Raw genomic sequence first — 18,652 nt, 5'->3', positions numbered from 1 at the left:
CCTGTAATGCAATTTGACGCAAACTTTTTCTACATCATTATTCGACTAAAAGTACTTGTTTGCGTCTATGGGCAAAACAAAAAGATTTATTTGTCAGAGTAAGCAAGGATCAAAGATTGCTTTGCTCGCTATGAGTTTTTATAATTAAGCGATCGCACCAAACAAAAACATTTCTCGGCAGTCATCACCACAACCACGCCGAGGTTTGAGAAGGTGAATTATGTGCAACCTGAGTTACCCTTAAATCAATGGGAACAAATGAGTTGTGAAACTAATCAAACACAGGCGGTTAAAGTATATTGAAAAGCATTGCTTTCATCAAAATGGTTAACCGTTTACTAATGACTGTTAACTGATAACTGTCAACCACCAAGTATTATGTATAATTACAATCCCTTAGACTGCCTACCTTCATCGGCGGAATTACCAGATTCTGATGATACCCCTGTGGAGAACGAACTACAAATATTAATTCCTAATTTATTGTTAGCCATCTTAGCCTCGATTTGGCAAACCCGTGATGACTGGTTTTTCGGTATCAACATGGGAATTTACTATACACCATTACAACCAGCTATAGTCCCCGATGGGTTTTTGAGTTTAGGTGTTGAACGTTTTGTTGGAGAAAATGGACGTTCTAGTTACGTTTTCTGGGAAGAAGAAGGGATTACGCCCATTTTAGCTTTAGAAGTGGTTTCTCAAACCTACAATGGCGAATATGAACAAAAGAAAATAGATTATGCCCAATTAGGCATTTTATATTACGTCATTTATGCACCAACGCGGCTACGTCGTAAGCGTCAATGTTTAGAAGTTTATCGCTTAGTTGAAGGTAAGTATATTTTACAACTTGGCGATCAAATTTGGATGCCAGAAATTGGTTTAGGGATTGGACGAGAACAGGGTACTTATCAAGGAAGAACACGAGAATGGCTGTTTTGGTATGACCAAGATGGTAACAGATACCAAACTCCAGAAGAGGTAAACGCACAACAGCAACAACAGCTTCAAGAACTTTTAGCCAGATTACAACAACAAGGAATTGACCCAAATTTACTATGAACTACCCCAGGCTCAAACTTTTGCACAGCCAGAGGTAGTTCATTATCTGAGTTTTATACCTGCACAAGTCAGATAAAACCTATTACCTTCTAAGAGGATGTTTGAAAAGTTTTCTTCTCGGTAATAAAACGTTCTAGATCCCCCTAAATCCACGCCAGTTGCTCATGGGGGAAACCCCCAAGACCGCACTGGCTCCCCTTAAAAAGGGGGACTTTGATTCCGGTTCCCCCCTTTTTAAGGGGGGCTAGGGGGGATCAGTTAGTGCCTAAAATCACAGCCAACCACTTTTCAAACAACCTCTAAGTTTTGTTGACTTTTCATCCTCCAGAAGCAAGGAAATACACTGAGTTTGCAACCATTTAAAGCAGCAAAGCGGATTCAAATTTAAGGAGGGTTAGGGAGAATCAAGCCTTAACCCAAGTGTATTTGCAGATAATTAACTGCGATTATCTATCTGAGCGCGTTGCAAACTTCCAGAAAAGTCAACATAAACACTTTTCCATTCTGTGAAAACATCCAAAGCAGTAGTTCCAGCTTCGCGGTGTCCGTTACCGGTTTGTTTCACACCACCAAAGGGCAAGTGTACCTCTGCGCCAATAGTGGGGCCGTTGATATAGGTGATACCTGCTTCGATGTCGCGCATAGCAGTAAAAGCCCGATTGATATCGCGGGTGTAAACTGAAGAAGAAAGACCATAATTGCTATCATTGAGAATTGCGATCGCATCCTCAAAGGAGCTAACCTCAATCAATACCACCACTGGCCCAAATATCTCTTCACGGGCAACGCGCATATCGGGAGTTACATCATCCAAAATAGTTGGTTGAAAGAAGTAACCGTTTTTCAGTGAGCCTTCACTAGCAATTTCCCCACCAATTAAAACCTTTGCTCCTTCTTCACGAGCGATATCCAAATACTTGCTCACCTGTTGGAGTTGCTTTTCATTGACTATTGGGCCAATATCTGTATCAGAGTCATTGCCAGCACCCAAGCGTAACTTACTGGTACGCTCATAGAGCATGGTGGTAAATTTTTCTTTGATATCACGATGCAAAATCAGGCGACTCGTAGCCGTACACCGTTGACCGGTTGTTCCAAATGCTCCCCATACTGCACCATCTAAGGCAAGTTCCAAATCGGCATCTTCCATTACCACTTGGGCATTTTTACCACCCATTTCCAAACAGACACGCTTGTGGGTGCGTCCGCAAGTAGCGCCAACAAAAGCACCCGTTTCTGAAGAACCGGTAAACGACACCAAATCTACATTGGGATGCTCAACTAAAGCTTTCCCCGCCTCCTCTCCCACACCATGCACCAAGTTAATTACTCCTGGTGGTAAACCTGCTTGTTGAAAAATTTCAATCAATTTAGTTGCACAGGCGGAAGTATCTTCGGCAGGTTTGAGGATGACTGTATTTCCACACACCAAAGCTGGCATAGCTTTCCAGCAAGGAATTGCCACAGGGAAATTCCAGGGAGTAATTAAAGCACAAACTCCGATGGGCATCCGCACAGTCATGGCGAATTTATTGGACATTTCCGAGGGTGTGGTTTGCCCAAAAAGTCGCCGTCCTTCGCCAGCGCTGTAAAAGGCGCAGTCAATACCTTCTTGGACATCTCCCCTGGCTTCCGTCAAAGGTTTACCCATTTCCCGACTGATTAGTTGGGCAAGTTCTTCTTTATGCTGGAGTAATATTTCCCCAACGCGAAAGATGTATTCTGCCCTCGCTGGGGCGGGGACTGTGCGCCAACTGCGGTAAGCTTTACGGGCGGCGGCTACCGCTGTATCTACATCTTTAAGTTGAGAACGGGGAAATGTGGCCACCACTTCGGTTTTGTCGGCAGGGTTGCGACTTTCTAGGGTTGCTCCCTCTCCAGCACTCAACCATTGGCCATCTATATAATTACGGCAAGATAGCGGAGTTGTCATTTTGAAATCTCCGATGATCCACTGAAACTTGTGTATTAAGTTTGCTTGCTTTCTAGGTTATCCTCAAGTTTGGGAAATTGGCGCGATCAGCAAATATCGATATAAAAATTAAGGCACGAAGGCCAACACGCCCACAGGAGAACCAGAACCACCACGTAATCTTAGAGGTGCGATCGCTAGAGTAATACCTTTAGGTGGCAGTTGATCCAAATTTGTCAGATTCTCTAACACAATGCGCGGTTGTTCTAAAACTAGGCGGTTAATCGTAAAACTGTTATCCTGTCCGGGGTCTACACCATGAGTATCAATTCCTACCCCAAATATTTGCCGTTCATCAAGTAAAAATTGAGTTGCATCGCTGCCAAATCCGGGAAAGTGGGGAATCCCTTGAGCATCATGATTGAGGAATGCGCTTTTATCCAACCACTTTTTTTGCCAACCAGTATTCAGTATAACTACGCAGCCAGCAGAAATTTCACCATATTCTGCTTCCCAAGTCAAAACATCAGCAATAGTCAGTGCATAATCAGGATTAACTGCTGTAGCTTGACAAACATTTATGACCACCGCAGGTACAATTAAAGACTGGGCTGGGTATTGGTCAATTCCCATCGCAGAACTATGAAAACTATTAGGAGCGTTGATATGGGTAGCACTATGTTCCCCCAAGGAGAAACGCCGCAGGTAATAGCCATCATTATTTAGTTCAGCCACAGTTTCAAATTCGACTGTGGGATCTCCAGACCATTGGGGAATATCTATGTCAATTACATGACTTAGGTGGATAACGCGTGTGTAGGTGATACTATTTTGACTTTGGGGTTGTATCATCCCAGCCTTCTATTTTATTTGTACTCAGAGATTTTTTTGTTCGGTGCGTAGGTGCAGTTCATTATGTACATTGTCTGGGTTGGCTACGCCTACGCAAAGATAGTACTATTACAATGTTTTTCAAACCTAATTCCTTATATTAGAAGAAATAATCCCCTCAATTCCTGTAAATTTTAGGTTATTGAGGGGGTTAAAATGTTGCAGCAAAAAGTGAGTTGATCTTAGTTAACAACTATTAGGTTAAGCTTTAATTAAGCTTAGATTAAGATTAGACATCTCTAGAATTAAATATGCGTTATCTAGAACCCTTCTAGAGACGTAATAGTGCTACGTCTCTACATTTATTTCACTTTTATCTCTATTGCGTGATATCTAGGTTGAGGGTTCTTGCTTTAGTGGAATCATTACAACAAACTCGGCACCTTCTCCTGGTGCTGAAATACAATGGATCTTTCCACCGTGTTTTTGGACTACAATTTGGTAGCTAATTGATAATCCCATCCCTGTACCTTTACCCACAGGTTTTGTCGTGAAGAAGGGGTCAAATAGGCGTTTGCGTACTTCCTCACTCATCCCTGGACCATTGTCAGCAACTCTAATGATTACATAGTCTTCTTGAATGAGGCTGCGAATGTGAATTTGTGGAGAAGTCATTTGTCCTTGGGAGGCAGTGCGTTGGACGGGTTTCCCGGCTTGTACCCCTTCGGGCAAGCAAGCTACGCGCAGCGTCTCCGACAGGAGAAGCAACTGCCGTTCATTTGTCCTTTGTTCAGTGTTGTTTACTAATGACATAAACGCTTCTCTACGAGACGCTACGCGAACGCCTTTTTGCAGGGTATGACTATTGACATAGGTGCTTTGCTTTCCCGTAGAGTATGACTCTTCTAAAGCATCGATCGCATTTGTCAACAGATTCATAAACACCTGATTCATCTGTCCAGCGTGACACACTACTGGTGGTAGGTTGCCGTAGTCTCGGATTACTTGGATTTCGGGATGTCCTGGTTTGGCTTTGAGGCGATTTTGCAACAACAGCAAGGTGCTATCCATACCTTGATGAATATCTACTGCTTTTGTACCGTCTTCATCAAGACGAGAAAAATTGCGTAAAGATAGGACAATCTGCCGAATGCGTTCAGATCCCATCTTCATCGACTCCAGAATTTTGGGTAAATCTTGCCGGAGAAAGTCTAAATCAATGTTATTTATTTGTCGATCGATCTCTGGTATTGGTGGGCAGTAACTCTGTTGATAAAGTTCTACTAAGTGCAGCAAATCCTTAGTATATTCACTGGCGTGGCTAATATTGCCGTAGATGAAATTGACGGGATTATTGATTTCGTGGGCAATACCTGCAACCAATTGTCCTAAACTGGACATTTTTTCAGTTTGAATCAGTTGCGTTTGAGTTTGTTGAAGTTCTAGCAGCGCTGCTTCTAGTTGCTGGGCTTTGTCTTGGGCAGTTTGGGCGGTAATGCGACTTTGGGTGTAAAGTTTAGCTTGGTCAATGGCGATCGCTAGTTGAACTGTAACTGCTTGTAGTAATTCTACTTCGTTGTTCAGCCAAGGGCGAAAGCCACTAGAATAACCACAGCTAAATGCACCAATTTCGCCAGATTGGGTGTGTACGGGTAGCGACATAAAGGCAGTGAAACCAAAATCCTGCAAAAACTGCTGTGCTATGGAATCGCCCATAGTCTCAGTATCATCAATGCAGATGATTTCTCCGTTCAAGGTTTTGGCTGCGATTAGTTCGATTTCTCCATTAGTTGCTTCTTGGTCGTTAAGCAGACAGGGTAAAAAGGAATTTTTCACCTCATAGACTTTTTCCCAGTATGGTACATCAGCATCTCGCCGATACCAAAAGAAGACGCAGCGATCGATCTCGAATAAGTTATGAATCTCCTGTACTGCGGTTTCCACAATGTGATTGAGATCCAAAGAAGCTCGAATCTGATTAGAAAGACGATTGAGGAGTGCTTCTCGTTGGGCGCTTTCTCTAAGTGCTATTTCTGCTTCTTTACGGTCAGTGGTGTCATGACAAATACCAACGAAGTACAAAATATTACCATTAGCGTCTTTAATAGCAGATGAGTTGCTTGTATGCCATCGCCAACTACCATTTTTGTGTTGGACTCGATATTCAATTGCTTTTTGTTTTTCGCCTGTTGTCAAAATTCTTTGAAAATAATCGACACAGATATGCACATCGTCAGGATGTATAAAGGGAATAAAAGATTTGCCTTCAACCTCTGCAACCTCATGCCCAAAAATCTCAGTCCAGTTAGGAGAAACGTAGGAAAATATTCCTTCAAGTGTCAACGCAAAAATAACGTTGTTGGCATTTTCTACAATGCTGCGGAACTTGGCATTACTTTCTATTAAGGCTGCTTGGATGTTGTCGCTGGTGTCGCGGATCAGAACTATAATTTGTCGGTCTGGTAATGGTAATAATCTAGCTTCAAAATTATTATTTTCTTCCGGTAACGGTAATGTATATTCAAAACTGACTTCATATTGAGTTTCAAGTACTTGATTTATTGCTTGATGGAAGCGATCGCCCACAGCAGTCGGTAAGCATTCTCGCAAACTCTTGCCCTGACAATCTTCTGGTAGAATATACAGACTCTCTATCAACCCTTGCTTGTAATCCAGAATACTTCCATCAGCATCAAGACGAAAGTATGAATCAGGAAGTACTTGCAAAATCGCGGCAAATTCTGATGTTTTTTGGCGTAATTGTGCCTCAACTGCTTGGCGTTTGCTAATTTCAGCTTGCAGTTGCTCTAATGCTTTTGCTAATTCTGTTGCCCGTTCTCTATCTGTAATTTTACGTAGGCGACCAGAGGAATGTGTCGATGGCGAGCAGCTTTCTGTTAAGGAAGGTTGACCGATCCCTATCGGCACTCCTGTTAGATCGATACAATAACCGATGTAACCAACAAAGCTACCATCTGCCGCAAATCGTGGCGCGGCTGTATCTAAAATCCAGCGATATTCGCCATCAGTTCGACGCAGGCGATATTGCCTCTGGAAGGAATCATACGTCGCAAATGCTCTCAGGTATATATCTTCGCATCGCTGTCTATCTTCTGGATGGACGCTGCCAGTCCAAATATTGCCTATTTCCTCTTCTAGCGCAGATGCAGACGCGGCTTTTGTGAGATGTGTTCCAGTAAATTTCAGCCAATTAGAATTGAAGTAACAATAAAGTGCATTGCATCCAGACATCCAAATCATCAGAGGAGCAATATCCGCCTGCTGGCAGAATACTTTTTCATCCTGTTGTATTTCTTCCTCTTCAACTATGATTTGTTTAACGTAGCTCTGCACCTTTTTAGAAAACACTTTTGCCTGCCTGCTCTGCCTAAATTATTAAGGTAATATGCTGAAAATGCGACTTCTTAATACATGGATATAATCTTGTTTATGCCAACCTTATAACAATCTTAATACTTTATTTATTTTTATATGTCCAGAAAATCCTGTTTTACTGTAAATAAATTGAAAAAATGCTGAAGTTATCATTAAGATTAACTTGAGCATTTTTGGTGAAATTTAAACTATCTATATATCAAGGAGATTATTTGACTTTGTTTATTTTTAAAATAACTGATAAATTCATCTTAGCTATGTAATTGCATTCCTCAAAAACCTGATTTAGCTTTACGGAAACTATATGATTCTCTGTAAGGCATTTACATCTTTATAAGAAATTCACAATAATCAAGAATTCTATCCAAAATAAATATTGATTTTTTATCAAGAAGAATTCAGCATGAATTAAAATCTGGCTGATGGATCTATCTTGCTTAAAATCAGGGGGGTATAAAAGAGTTTGGGAGCCACATCTGTATTAAGCAGTCATTATCTGATTAATGGTATAAAAATCAACTTTATTTATTTGTAATTTTAGATAATGATGAATGTATTCTTTTTTATTATTCCCAACAAAACCCAATTTTTCAAAATAGTCTTGACTAGTCAAAATGCCTTATATAGCAATCTTATCTGAGTGACGATAAATCTAAGTGATGACGAACCATCTATCTACGAGATACTACATGTAGCTTGCTTACTCGTAGAGTTACGCACACTATCTTGTAGAGAAGTACGCTAAGAAAAAGAGAACAAATCTCACGAATGATTTAGGATTGCTATAGCAAAATCGCAAATTAAATGAGAGAAATGCTAAATGCGATCTCAACACCTTGCAACAATGGCTGGTAATTGCATTTTATATGTTATAAAGCTCACAGAAATTAATGTTAGGCGGAAACTACTTTATGGAACCAGATAAACTGGGCCGTTTTAAGGAGTACGGCGAATTCATCCTCCGAAAGATAGATTCTGTGCCCCAGTACCCTTCTAAACAAGAAGATTGGGTTCCAGCTAGTCTTGATGACTGTCTTCTTCGTTTGCGATCGGCTGCCCAGAAAACTGTAGACCTGGCAACTTCGCCTGTCAAAATTGGTGTAATGGGGGAATTTAGTAGTGGAAAAACCTTACTTTTAGGCAGTCTAATTGGATATGCAGATGCTTTGCCAGTCAGTGAAAACCCCACTACAGGTAATGTTACCGCCATACATATTATTCCGCAAGACGATTTTGCAACGACGCAATTAAGTAACTTTACGGTAGAATATCTTTCTCATGAGGGCGTACACGAGTGTCTACGCTTCATGCTAGGGGAAGCCAATAGACGAACAACAGCAGCAGGGCTTCCTCCGATACCAGTATCAAAACTCAACTCTGGCACAGATATTATTGGCTGGTGTGAAGAAGCATGGAATAGTAGTAACAATTTAGAGCTGCGTTATTTACTCCGGGAGTTGGTACTATTCCTGCGGGCTTATCAAGCTTATGGGGAGGTTATGTGTGGTGGGCACTACCAAATTGATGCGGTGACTGCCCGCGAGGGGCTACAGCTAGTCGAGCAGCCAATGGCAATCCAAACTCTGAAATTTGAGGATCTACCCCCAGCGCATATCCGATTACCGAGTCCACCCCAGAGGCTACCAACAAAGTTATTGCAAAACAGTTTCCCACTCATCCGCCGCGTCGATATCGATGTGAAAATCTCACGGGAAATTTGGGATTTTGCAGATGCAGCTAAATTTATTCTCATTGACTTTCCAGGATTGGGGGCTGCTAATTCGGGGGCTAGGGATACCTTTTTGTCATTGCGGGAATTGGCAGAAGTACAGACAATTTTGGTATTGCTAAATGGTAAATCTCCTGGAAGCGATCGCGCCAATAAAATCTTCACGATGATGCAGCAGCAGCGACCGGGACAAGACCTGAAAGATTTGATTCTCGTCGGTGTGGGTCGTTTCGATCAACTACCTCTAGACAGCGAGGGTGGCGAAAGAGAACTTGACCATCTGATTGAAGATAGCCATTTAGAAGAGGAAACGGTTCTCCAAAAACTCAAAGTTCTGCAAACTACCATTGACGGTGCAGCAGCATTTACAACCCAAAAAGACCGCATCGTTTTACTGTCGCCACTATTGGGATTAGCTGAATTAGCAAAACGTTCTAGTACAGTCAAAGCAGGCTCAACAGAGTTTTTAGCTAACCTAGACTATCCTGATTACCTAGACAGGTCTAAACGGCTACAACAGAAATGGGAGCTATTAAGTGAACGCCTGATAGAATCTAACACCCGTAGCTATTTGGGCAAACAGTTGGGTTATTTTAGTCAAGATGGCGGACTTAGTAAGCTGCGGGAATTAATTCAAACTCACGTAGCTACTCATGGTCTGAAGCAACTGCATGAAGATACCCGAAGAGCTGCTGATGTGGTTAGTCAGCAACAAGATCACTTGAAAGACATCATAGATGAAATTCACGAGCAAGGCATCCCCACAGGCGATAGTCCCGCTTTTATCGAGTTGCGCTTTGTAGTCGAAAGCTTAGATAAAATCTACAGAAATTTTCAAAAAGATATCGGCAAAGAACCACTCAAAGATCGGCGCGGTGTTGTTGTCAGCGATGTAGTAAAAGACGAACTTACCTTTAGAATTCTCAATTGGAACCAGTGGACTTTACTCTTCAACAAAGCCAATAATGGAGCGATCGCTCTGGCAGAATCTAAAGGTGCAGCAGGGAAATTATTCGATCGGGGAAACCGCGTAAATACTTCCCTTCCAACTAAGAGTGATGATTTTTATCCAGTATTTGAGAAAACCGTTAAAGAAGTAGAAGATTTTGCCCGCGATCGCATCCAGCAAGCCGTAGTAGATTTGTTGAGCCAATTATCAAATTATATAGCCCCAGAACGCGAACAATTGCAGGCATTTTTCCACCCAGAAATGGAACAAGAAATCGAAGAAAAATTTGGTTTTGAAGATGCCGATCTCTTTTACAAATTATTACTAGGATGCGACCCTAACGAATGGAAAGAAGCAATTATCGCTGAAATCAGTAGTAAAGACAAAACCGTTGCACCCGAAATTATCTTTCCCTTAGCACGTCAAGACGATAAACACAACGTCGGTCAAATATTTGATTGGGCACCAGAGAAAAGCCAAGGCTTACCCAGATCGAGCAATCACCAACTTTTAGTACTGCGACTGCGAGATGAAATTACTGCTAGTGCCAGTCTTCATCTTGTGCAGTATGTTAGTGAAGTTAATCAGCAAATTAATTCCGAACTAGAAGGTATTTTGGATCAAATTATTCCTAGTCTGCAAAACCTTTCAAAAAAAGAAACTTTGCTAAGATATTTGGCGGCTGGAGAATTGCCATCTGAGATCCAAATTCCTACTTGGTTGCAGATTATTTCTGAAATGGCGGCTGTTTCTCCCTCAGACGATTTGGATTTGAGATGACGCGATCGCGTCAAGATATGAGGATATATTTGTGAGACGTGATGCAATTTTTTATACAATTTTTAAGCGTGTCCCAGGATTGTTTTTTGAGTTAGTAGAACAGCCACCAGCCAAAGCTGCTAGCTATCGCTTTGAATCAGTTGAAGTTAAAGAACCAACATTTCGGATTGATGGGGTATTTTTACCTCCACCGGATGCAACCTCTCAGACGATCTTTTTTGCTGAGGTACAATTCCAAAAGGATGAGTTACTGTACCATCGCTTTTTCTCAGAATCCATGCTGTATATGTATCGTAACCCGTCGCTTTACGATGACTGGTACGGGGTAATTATTTTACAGTCTCGCAGCTTGGAACCGGAAAACATCACTATACACAGATCGTTACTGAACAGTTCTCAAGTACAACGAATTTATTTAGATGAGTTAGGTAGTCCTGATGAGTACAAAGTAGGTATCAGTTTGATGCTGTTGACTATTGCCTCAGATACTCAAATGGTTCGGGAAGCGAAACGTTTAATTGAGCGGGTGCAACAAGAGCAGATAACTGTCTTAGCTAAGAAGGAGATAATAGATGTAATCACAACAATTGCAGTTTATAAATTCGCAAACTTAAGTCGTGAAGAGGTAGAAGCAATGTTAGGAGTTAAGTTAGAAGAAACTAGGGTTTATCAAGATGCTAAACAAGAGGGACGAGAAGAGGGACGAGAAGAAGGACGAGAAGAACTAAAACTTGAACTTGTACCTCGGTTCTTAGCTCGTGGTATGTCGATGGAAGAGGTTTCCCAGTTACTTGATTTAACTATCGAACAAGTAAGACTTGCAACTGAGCAAGAGTCTTCAACATCAACTTAGTAACTACCGTAATTTTCATAGCAATGCCTAATTTGAGCTACGCCTACGTCCTTCATATAAAAGCGTAGGCGTAGATATCGTGCTAAATAAAAAGCCAGTGCTAAATAAAATCTGTGGTACAAGACCAAAAATTAAAAGTTTTTACCACAAGGATTCTCTAAATTTGTAATTTTATGATAAAAGATTACAGTTTTTAGCCAGCTATAAAATAAACAACAGAAAGCGATAATATAATGAACCCTTTTCAACTCAACAAATATAGCGATCGCGAACCAAGCGAGAAACAACAAAAAAGATTTCCGGGATGGTTTGCTTTAGATTTTGGTACATCAAATTCGACAGTTACACTTTTCGATCCAATTGAAGTGCCGATCGCAGAAATTCTCCCCAAAGAACAAGAAATTCGGTTGCGCGATCGCTTATCGCAATGGCTAAGTTCTCCCGCCTCCGTAGCTTTACCGGATGTCAGCGCTGATGATTGGGCAAAGTTTATCACAGAGATTAGCAAAAATTTGGAGATAGAACCCAGCAGATTGAGTGAAGTATTTGAAAGTGATAATAAAGAGCGATTTTTGGAAGCAATTCGCCAAATTGAACTTTCTTTAGGAAACAGCGAGAGATTCCGCCGTGCTGTCAGCAAAAAACTTTACCAAATCTATCATGAGGTGTTCCGCGTTCCTACCCTAGAGTCGCAAAATTTGATCCCAGTTGTGCTAGATATCGATCGCCGCGATACGGAAATTCCCAGCGAGTCGGAAATTTCGCACTTAGGGGATTTAAAACTGCGGATGGGAAGGGAAGCTAGAGATAACCGAAAAAAAGCGATCGCTCAAGGTACAAGCGGTTCTTTAAAGGAAATTATCAGCAGGTTTCACCATTCACCCAAACGCTATTTTGGACAGGAGCGATCGTTTTCAGTTATTTTAGATGGTGAAGAAGAAACAATTAGCGCCAACCAACTGATTCAATCTGCTTGGGCGCATTTAATCGAGTTAACTGAAGACTACCGCCAACACGCACGACGCAGATTTTCTGAAGGAGATTTTTTAACAGCAGTTGTCACCTATCCCACGGTCGCCCCACCAGTTGTTCGTAAAGAAGTTAGAGAACTAGTTGAGCAATTGGGGATCGATGATGTACAAACTGCTTATGATGAAGCCGTTTCTGTGGCGATATTCTTTTTATGGCGAGAATTTGGCGGTAATCTCAACATTGGGATCGAGTCATTCAAAACCCGTTGCCGTCAAGCAGGAAACAAATGGTCACAAAATGTCCTCGTCTTGGATATCGGCGGCGGAACTACAGATTTAGCTTTAATTGAACTGACTTTAGAAGATAAAACTCCTAATTTTGCCGATTATGAAGACCGGGGTTTAGGAGGACGTTACTATAAACTGACTCCCAAACTATTAGGTTCATCTGGTCATTTACAGCTAGGTGGTGAGTTAATTACACTGCGAATTTTTAGATTATTAAAAGTTGCGATCGCAGACTTTTTATTGACAGCAGTCACAACAGGCGATCTAGAAAATGAAAAGCTAGAAGATTTAATTAACTCCGAGTTAAACGAGCGCTTCTTAGAACAAGGCAAATTCAAAACTGGCAGTCTTTTAAAATGTCTGGATAGAGAAAATCCAGAAGGCGATATTGCTTACAAAGATGCCCTAGATACATCTGAAAAAGTATTACCCACTCGTTGGCAACAAGCACCTCAACGTCTGCAATCTTTTTATATTCTCTGGGATTATGCAGAAGCCGCCAAACTTAAACTTGGGGAAAAGCCACCAACAGAGAATTCTCTATTAACTTTCACACTTTCTGAGCAGCAAATTTCCGAATTGCTCACTCAAAGCGCCATTAAATTGCAAGTCACAGATCCAAATAACATCTGCGTTACCTTAGATAATCAGCAATTTGAACGAGCCGCCGCTTCGGGAATTAAAGAAGCGATCGGAATTGCCAAAGGATTAATGGAAAGTCGTTTGCGTCCTGACGATCTCACCAAAGATTCTTGGAATTCCCAAAAAGTTGATTGGTTAATTTTGTCTGGAAAAACTTGTAATTTAGACATAGTACAGCGCCAAATTTATCAAGAATTTAGTAAATCTCCATATTTTGTCTGGAATCCAGAACGGATCACTTTTGTGTTGGAATTTACCAAGCTAGCCACCTCCGCCGGTGCTTGCTATGCCGAAAAGTTACGAAGATTGAGATTCGATCCAGAAGAGTCTAAAAGCTTGCTGCGTAAGGGAGCCAACCAGCTAGAAATTGATGTTAAAAACCTATTTTATTATTTACCCTGCAACTTCAAACGCAAAACCCAAAGCAACGATTTACTAACTATATTCAAAGCTGGACAAGAACTCTATCAACTCGCACCTTGGGAAACTGTCGCGAAAGTTCGTACTCATTGGCAAGGCATACAATTAACTAATATTATCTACCGTCAAGATTACGAAGAGGGAGATTTACGACTATGGGGAAGCTTTGACGGCAAAAACCTCATGAATCAACTGGAGATGCAAGAAACAGAGTTTCTGAAAAAAATCAAAGTCCAGTTTGAAATTGACCAAACCCTCGAATTTAACGTATTGCTTTGTCAAGGAAATCCCCATTATTTAATTGATATTTCTGGCATTGATTTAGAATCGGTAGTTTCAGAAACATCAGGGCTATTTGCTGATGGCAAATTAAACTGGAATATTGCTGTAGAAGGCTTCAATAAAGACTTAAATGATGGTGATATTGCCGTCAATGTTATTGAGTCAGCAACTGTCGATCAACCAGATGCCTATCATCTTGTATTTGAAGTTGGAAATGATGGTAGTAAAACGTTTCACAAATTTCATTATTTGCGCGATGGAGTGACGCAACCAGGAATTGGGTTAATTAGTAATCCCTTACCTCCATTCCCACAAACTGGACAGCACACCTTCTATGTTTATCAAACAGATGCCGAAACCAACAGTAAAAAATGGATACGAATTGGCGCACTCAGTAAACCAGATATAACCACAGATTACCCTTGCCAATATCGTGTAACTCTCGACGATCGAGGTATTCTAAGAATGCACGCCGGTGAAGTACCTTACTGGACATCACAAAATCAAGAATGCCTGAAAGAAGAAGGATGTGTTTATCGTGCTGAATTAGAATTGCAACCTAATGAAGTTGATAAAGAACGCGATCCATTTTGCGGCATACATTAAACCTCTGCGTTCCTCTGCGCGAAACTTTGCGTTCCTCTGCGTTGAAAAAAATTAATATTTTTAAACGCATAGGCGCTTCGCCTTCCCGCAGGGTAGGGGCGCGGAGTAAACACAAAGGGGAGCAGAGGTTTGCCAAGTTTTATTCGCTTTGGAGGTGAGATTCATGCAGCACTTGCGTCAATTATTAGAGATAGAAAACTCAGAGTTAGCCCAGTTACTGCGGTTTAGTTTGTATGGACTAGAGGCTACTTTAAATCAGGCTCGCACAGAATTACCACTAGATCCAGGATCTAAAATATGCGATGAGGTGCTGCAAGAACTTCATAGTCTGTTGCAACCTGAACTCCCACAGCAAAATATTGGTTGGGAAGATGCGCCAGAAGAGTTAAAGCTAATTCACCTGCGGGAAGCTTTTAATTCTGACTCAGAACTTAATTATTATCTGGGTAATTCCCAACTGCAAAGCACAACGGACTCTGATTTGTGGAATGAGATTCAACGCAAACTGCTGCGAGTCCCAGAGGATTTAGCTGCATCTTGGCGATCGCGCACCTTAGATTTGGCTGAACAAGTTGGGGCGATCGCAGATAATTCTAACCTTTATCAACTTCCCTTTATCCGCGACGAAATTATCTACCCTGGACTTAGTGGTACTGTTCAAACTCAAGGATTGTGCTTATATCAACAAGCACTTTCAAATCCACTAGCTACCCAAGGGAATGCATCCGATTTACCAGCGGCATTCCTATTTTTATATATGAATTTTATCGAAATAGACCCAGATTTACATCATGCTTTAAAGAGCGTTTTTAGCTTCGATGTCGTTTCCTTACACTCTAAACCAGAACAGCGCGATCAATATATTGATGCTTTAAGCGATCGCTTCCAACGCACCCAAAAAGCAGAGAAAAACACCGATCCCCTATCAATTCTCCGTGCCTGGATTGACATGGACGAAGCGATACATTCCCTAGTATTCGTACCACCAGCTGAACGCTATTCTTGGTGGGGAAAGCTGCAACACGAATCACGGCGCTTCCTGAAGAAAGTCGCTGATGAAGCTATTAATGCAGGTAATGAAGTGCGAATTCGCCAATTATCGGGACTTTATGCAGATATCTGTGCTTTATCCAAGGATGATTTACAACTAGACTGTGGTGGTATTCCTGGCGAAGTCTTAACTTCTCTTCGGGTATATGCGCGAATTAATCAAGAAGAATCTCCAGGGCGTGTAATATTTCGCTCATCACGCTAGTTGCTAGCAACTTTTCTAATTCTTGAGATTACGAGGCAAGGCAGACAATTTTACTAATCCCCGCCTTGCCTCATAATCTAATGAAGGTAAAAACGTTTAAATCTAAAGGATGCCCCAGAAGTGTAAAATCCCTTGACCAGAAAACACTTCAAGTGCAACAGCAGATAAAAAGCCAATCATTGCAAAACGACCGTTCCAGTTTTCGCTCTGAGGAGTGAAGCCCCAGCGCAAAGCATTAGGATCTTCTGAAACCGAAGGCGTAGTCTTCTTAACGTCTGCCATAAATAATACTCCGAGCTTTTATGTTGTAACAGTTATAACTGCCTGTAAAGTAATGTAACAGACTTTTACGAAATTGCAACATAAACTCGATATAAAATTCAGTGAAGGTATTACGGGTACGTAGTTTTATGATAGTAGGTTTGCGATCGCCTACGAGGGAAAGCTACACTCCAACAGCCAATTACTTCAGAAAATTGTAGCCATTTCAGAAGAAAATTAACTCTTGCTTGGTCATTTCTATGCTTTAATAGCCAATGCTGAACTAAACTATGGCAAAGAGAAATATTAATAAAATTTGAATATATGGCAGAAGTTCTCCATTTTACAGGATTTATCAAAGGAGTAACCTATAAAACTTACTTGGATGATAATTTAAGTAGGATTAATTTAGATGTATTTGATGTCAATAAAGAAAGGGGTTATGGATTAATCCAGTCACCTACAACTGAAATTGCTTATTCAAAATGGGTATCACCTAAGAGAACCAGAAGTTATCCATTTGCCAGAATTTATAATACATATAATTCCTCGAAAGTTATAACTATAATCCCGGTGATTAAAGATGAGGGCAAAGATGGCGATATAGATAAAATCCAATACTCTACAATTTCTTGGATGAATTTGCTTAATATCTATATAGTACTTGCTTATTACGAAACGGCAAAAAAAGTACTAAAAAAGGTCAAGTTAATAAGAATAAGTTGAGTAATCAAAAATTTGCTAATGATTTTGTTAAATTTCAAATCAGTGAGATATTAGCATATCGCCAAAGCGCACTTCATTGGAATAAGAATCTATTTGAAGAAAGATTTACGCAAACTTTTGAAAAAGCTCTAGATTCTTATGATTCTATTTTTCATCAAACTGGAGTAATAATTCACTTACGAGAAGGAGCAGATAAATATTTACATAAAATCAGAGAAGAGTTTGAGGAATTTAAGAATATTTCTCTTAAAGGTTCTCAGAGTGCTAGTAAGAGAGAAGCGCTGACTTCTCATAAACTAGAATATTTAGTAGATGGATTAAAAGCAACTTTTAGTATTGAAAACTATCTTGGCGGAATTTACTATTTGACTCCTGATGAGATAATCTTCGAGAACAACATGTATATTATACAAGAGTCAAAAAATACTTCAACAGCATCTTTGCCAAAGCTCCCTGATATTCAAGATGGTTTATTTAAGCTAATTTTATTTTCTAATTTAGATTCTTTAATATTGAACGGTGAACCAGTACTATTTGTTACGAAGCTAAAGCTTACAGGTAACAACGTTGTTGGTTCTATTGTTTTTCCTGATGCATCACTAGAAGAACTAGAACTTTTTTTAGAAGTTAATATTAAAAATTTTAATAAAAATCAAAAATCAGTTATTAAAAAATTGGCTTTAGAAGCTCAAAATAATCAGAAACTTAAAATAGAAGTATCCAGTAATTTTTAAACCTTATAATTTTGAATTATGATCAAAAGTCCTCTCCGATATCCTGGTGGTAAGTCAAAAGCAATAAATCAAATAGTTGAATACTTGCCAGAGAGCTTTTCCGAATATCGAGAACCTTTTGTGGGTGGTGGTTCTGTATTTATTTATTTAAGACAAAAATTTCCTTATATCAAAATTTGGATTAACGATTTAAACCGCGAACTCTTCTTATTCTGGAAGTTTGCCCAATCTGATATAACTCAGTTAGTTAAAGAAATTCGACATATTAAAGTCAAATATACAAATGGCAAATTACTCTTTACAGAATTAACTAGTGTAGATGTCAATAATTTATCTGATTTAGAAAGAGCAGTTCGGTTTTTCGTACTCAATAGAATTACTTTTTCAGGAACTGTAGAATCAGGCGGTTTTTCTGAACAAGCCTTCCATAAAAGATTTACTGATTCTTCAATAGAACGGCTAGAAAAATTAGAAAATATCCTATCAGAAAATGTCCAAATCACTAATTTGGATTACAGCCACCTATTAAAATCAGAAGGAGAAGATGTATTTTTATTTTTAGATCCACCATACTTTAGCGCTACAAAATCAAAACTATACGGTAAAGATGGTGACTTGCATACTTCTTTTGAACATCAGAGATTTGCTAACCTTTTACAACAATGTCATCATCGCTGGCTAATTACCTACGACAACTCAACGCAAATTCGAGACAACTTTCAATGGGCTAATATCTCAGAGTGGGAATTACAGTATGGGATGAATAACTATAAGCAGAGTGGTGCGGCTAAAGGAAAAGAGTTATTCATTACAAACTACAAAGTTAAACTTGATTTGGAGAAAAAATCACAAGTTCAGGATCTTGCTAATCCAGCTTTGCAATTAAGTCTTGAGATTTAAACCTAACTTTGATCGCTTCCAATTTTCCGGTAGGATAACCCCATAGCTCTCAATA

The 18,652-nt window shown here is 40.2% G+C and carries 12 protein-coding genes; 8 read left to right on the top strand and 4 right to left on the bottom strand.

The genetic code is table 11. The features are described 5' to 3' along the window. Positions 1-378 precede the first annotated feature (378 nt). Positions 379-1,062, top strand: coding sequence for a Uma2 family endonuclease (locus V7K84_RS14190; protein WP_334838901.1), 684 nt, complete (start codon positions 379-381; stop codon positions 1,060-1,062). A gap of 436 nt (positions 1,063-1,498) precedes the next feature. Here V7K84_RS14190 and V7K84_RS14185 read toward each other — a convergent pair whose 3' ends face one another. The 3 genes from V7K84_RS14185 to V7K84_RS14175 all read right to left on the bottom strand — a co-directional run bounded on the left by V7K84_RS14185 (position 1,499) and on the right by V7K84_RS14175 (position 7,174). Beyond that, entirely contained in the window at positions 1,499-2,995 is a 1,497-nt protein-coding gene (locus V7K84_RS14185; RefSeq protein WP_334838899.1) for an aldehyde dehydrogenase family protein, read from the bottom strand. Between the two features lie 108 nt (positions 2,996-3,103). Continuing rightward, complete coding sequence (locus V7K84_RS14180; protein WP_334838897.1) at positions 3,104-3,826, bottom strand: cyclase family protein; 723 nt, start codon at positions 3,824-3,826, stop codon at positions 3,104-3,106. A gap of 372 nt (positions 3,827-4,198) precedes the next feature. Then, positions 4,199-7,174, bottom strand: coding sequence for a PAS domain S-box protein (locus V7K84_RS14175; RefSeq protein ID WP_334838896.1), 2,976 nt, complete (start codon positions 7,172-7,174; stop codon positions 4,199-4,201). A 938-nt stretch (positions 7,175-8,112) separates the two neighbouring features. Between V7K84_RS14175 and V7K84_RS14170 the strand changes: the two genes are divergently transcribed. From V7K84_RS14170 to V7K84_RS14155, 4 genes are all read left to right on the top strand, one after another. Continuing rightward, entirely contained in the window at positions 8,113-10,659 is a 2,547-nt protein-coding gene (locus tag V7K84_RS14170) for a proteasome protein (RefSeq protein WP_334838895.1), read from the top strand. 31 nt (positions 10,660-10,690) lie between these two features. Next, the gene (locus V7K84_RS14165) at positions 10,691-11,512 is read left to right on the top strand and encodes an Rpn family recombination-promoting nuclease/putative transposase (RefSeq protein ID WP_334838893.1); all 822 of its coding nucleotides are present in this window, start codon (positions 10,691-10,693) and stop codon (positions 11,510-11,512) included. Between the two features lie 233 nt (positions 11,513-11,745). Next, entirely contained in the window at positions 11,746-14,721 is a 2,976-nt protein-coding gene (locus tag V7K84_RS14160) for a molecular chaperone (protein WP_334838891.1), read from the top strand. 163 nt (positions 14,722-14,884) lie between these two features. Continuing rightward, entirely contained in the window at positions 14,885-15,976 is a 1,092-nt protein-coding gene (locus V7K84_RS14155) for a hypothetical protein (RefSeq protein WP_334838890.1), read from the top strand. Positions 15,977-16,078: 102 nt separating this feature from the next. Here the strand turns inward: V7K84_RS14155 and V7K84_RS14150 are convergent, their stop codons facing one another. Next, entirely contained in the window at positions 16,079-16,258 is a 180-nt protein-coding gene (locus V7K84_RS14150; RefSeq protein ID WP_069071239.1) for a high light inducible protein, read from the bottom strand. A 303-nt stretch (positions 16,259-16,561) separates the two neighbouring features. Between V7K84_RS14150 and V7K84_RS14145 the strand changes: the two genes are divergently transcribed. Genes V7K84_RS14145 through V7K84_RS14135 form a run of 3 tightly spaced genes read left to right on the top strand, consistent with a single transcriptional unit; the run spans position 16,562 to position 18,597 of the window. Beyond that, the gene (locus V7K84_RS14145; protein WP_334838888.1) at positions 16,562-16,963 is read left to right on the top strand and encodes a hypothetical protein; all 402 of its coding nucleotides are present in this window, start codon (positions 16,562-16,564) and stop codon (positions 16,961-16,963) included. Further along, entirely contained in the window at positions 16,960-17,697 is a 738-nt protein-coding gene (locus V7K84_RS14140; protein WP_334838886.1) for a hypothetical protein, read from the top strand. The genes V7K84_RS14145 and V7K84_RS14140 overlap by 4 nt, the downstream gene beginning before the upstream one ends. Before the next feature lie 18 nt (positions 17,698-17,715). After that, positions 17,716-18,597, top strand: coding sequence for a DNA adenine methylase (locus tag V7K84_RS14135; RefSeq protein ID WP_334838884.1), 882 nt, complete (start codon positions 17,716-17,718; stop codon positions 18,595-18,597). Positions 18,598-18,652: the final 55 nt, after the last annotated feature.

It is taken from the genome of Nostoc sp., assembly GCF_036917315.1.
In the GTDB taxonomy this organism is placed as follows: Bacteria; Cyanobacteriota; Cyanobacteriia; order Cyanobacteriales; family Nostocaceae; genus Nostoc.
This window is presented reverse-complemented; position numbering and strand designations above follow the sequence as displayed.

What these genes read in the sequence shown, in the direction of transcription:
- V7K84_RS14145 (WP_334838888.1), top strand. Translation starts at nt 16,562, where the DNA reads ATGGCAGAAGTTCTCCATTTTACAGGATTTATCAAAGGAGTAACCTAT.
- V7K84_RS14155 (WP_334838890.1), top strand. Translation starts at nt 14,885, where the DNA reads ATGCAGCACTTGCGTCAATTATTAGAGATAGAAAACTCAGAGTTAGCC.
- V7K84_RS14170 (WP_334838895.1), top strand. Translation starts at nt 8,113, where the DNA reads ATGGAACCAGATAAACTGGGCCGTTTTAAGGAGTACGGCGAATTCATC.
- V7K84_RS14160 (WP_334838891.1), top strand. Translation starts at nt 11,746, where the DNA reads ATGAACCCTTTTCAACTCAACAAATATAGCGATCGCGAACCAAGCGAG.
- V7K84_RS14185 (WP_334838899.1), bottom strand. Translation starts at nt 2,995, where the DNA reads ATGACAACTCCGCTATCTTGCCGTAATTATATAGATGGCCAATGGTTG.
- V7K84_RS14135 (WP_334838884.1), top strand. Translation starts at nt 17,716, where the DNA reads ATGATCAAAAGTCCTCTCCGATATCCTGGTGGTAAGTCAAAAGCAATA.
- V7K84_RS14150 (WP_069071239.1), bottom strand. Translation starts at nt 16,258, where the DNA reads ATGGCAGACGTTAAGAAGACTACGCCTTCGGTTTCAGAAGATCCTAAT.
- V7K84_RS14180 (WP_334838897.1), bottom strand. Translation starts at nt 3,826, where the DNA reads ATGATACAACCCCAAAGTCAAAATAGTATCACCTACACACGCGTTATC.
- V7K84_RS14190 (WP_334838901.1), top strand. Translation starts at nt 379, where the DNA reads ATGTATAATTACAATCCCTTAGACTGCCTACCTTCATCGGCGGAATTA.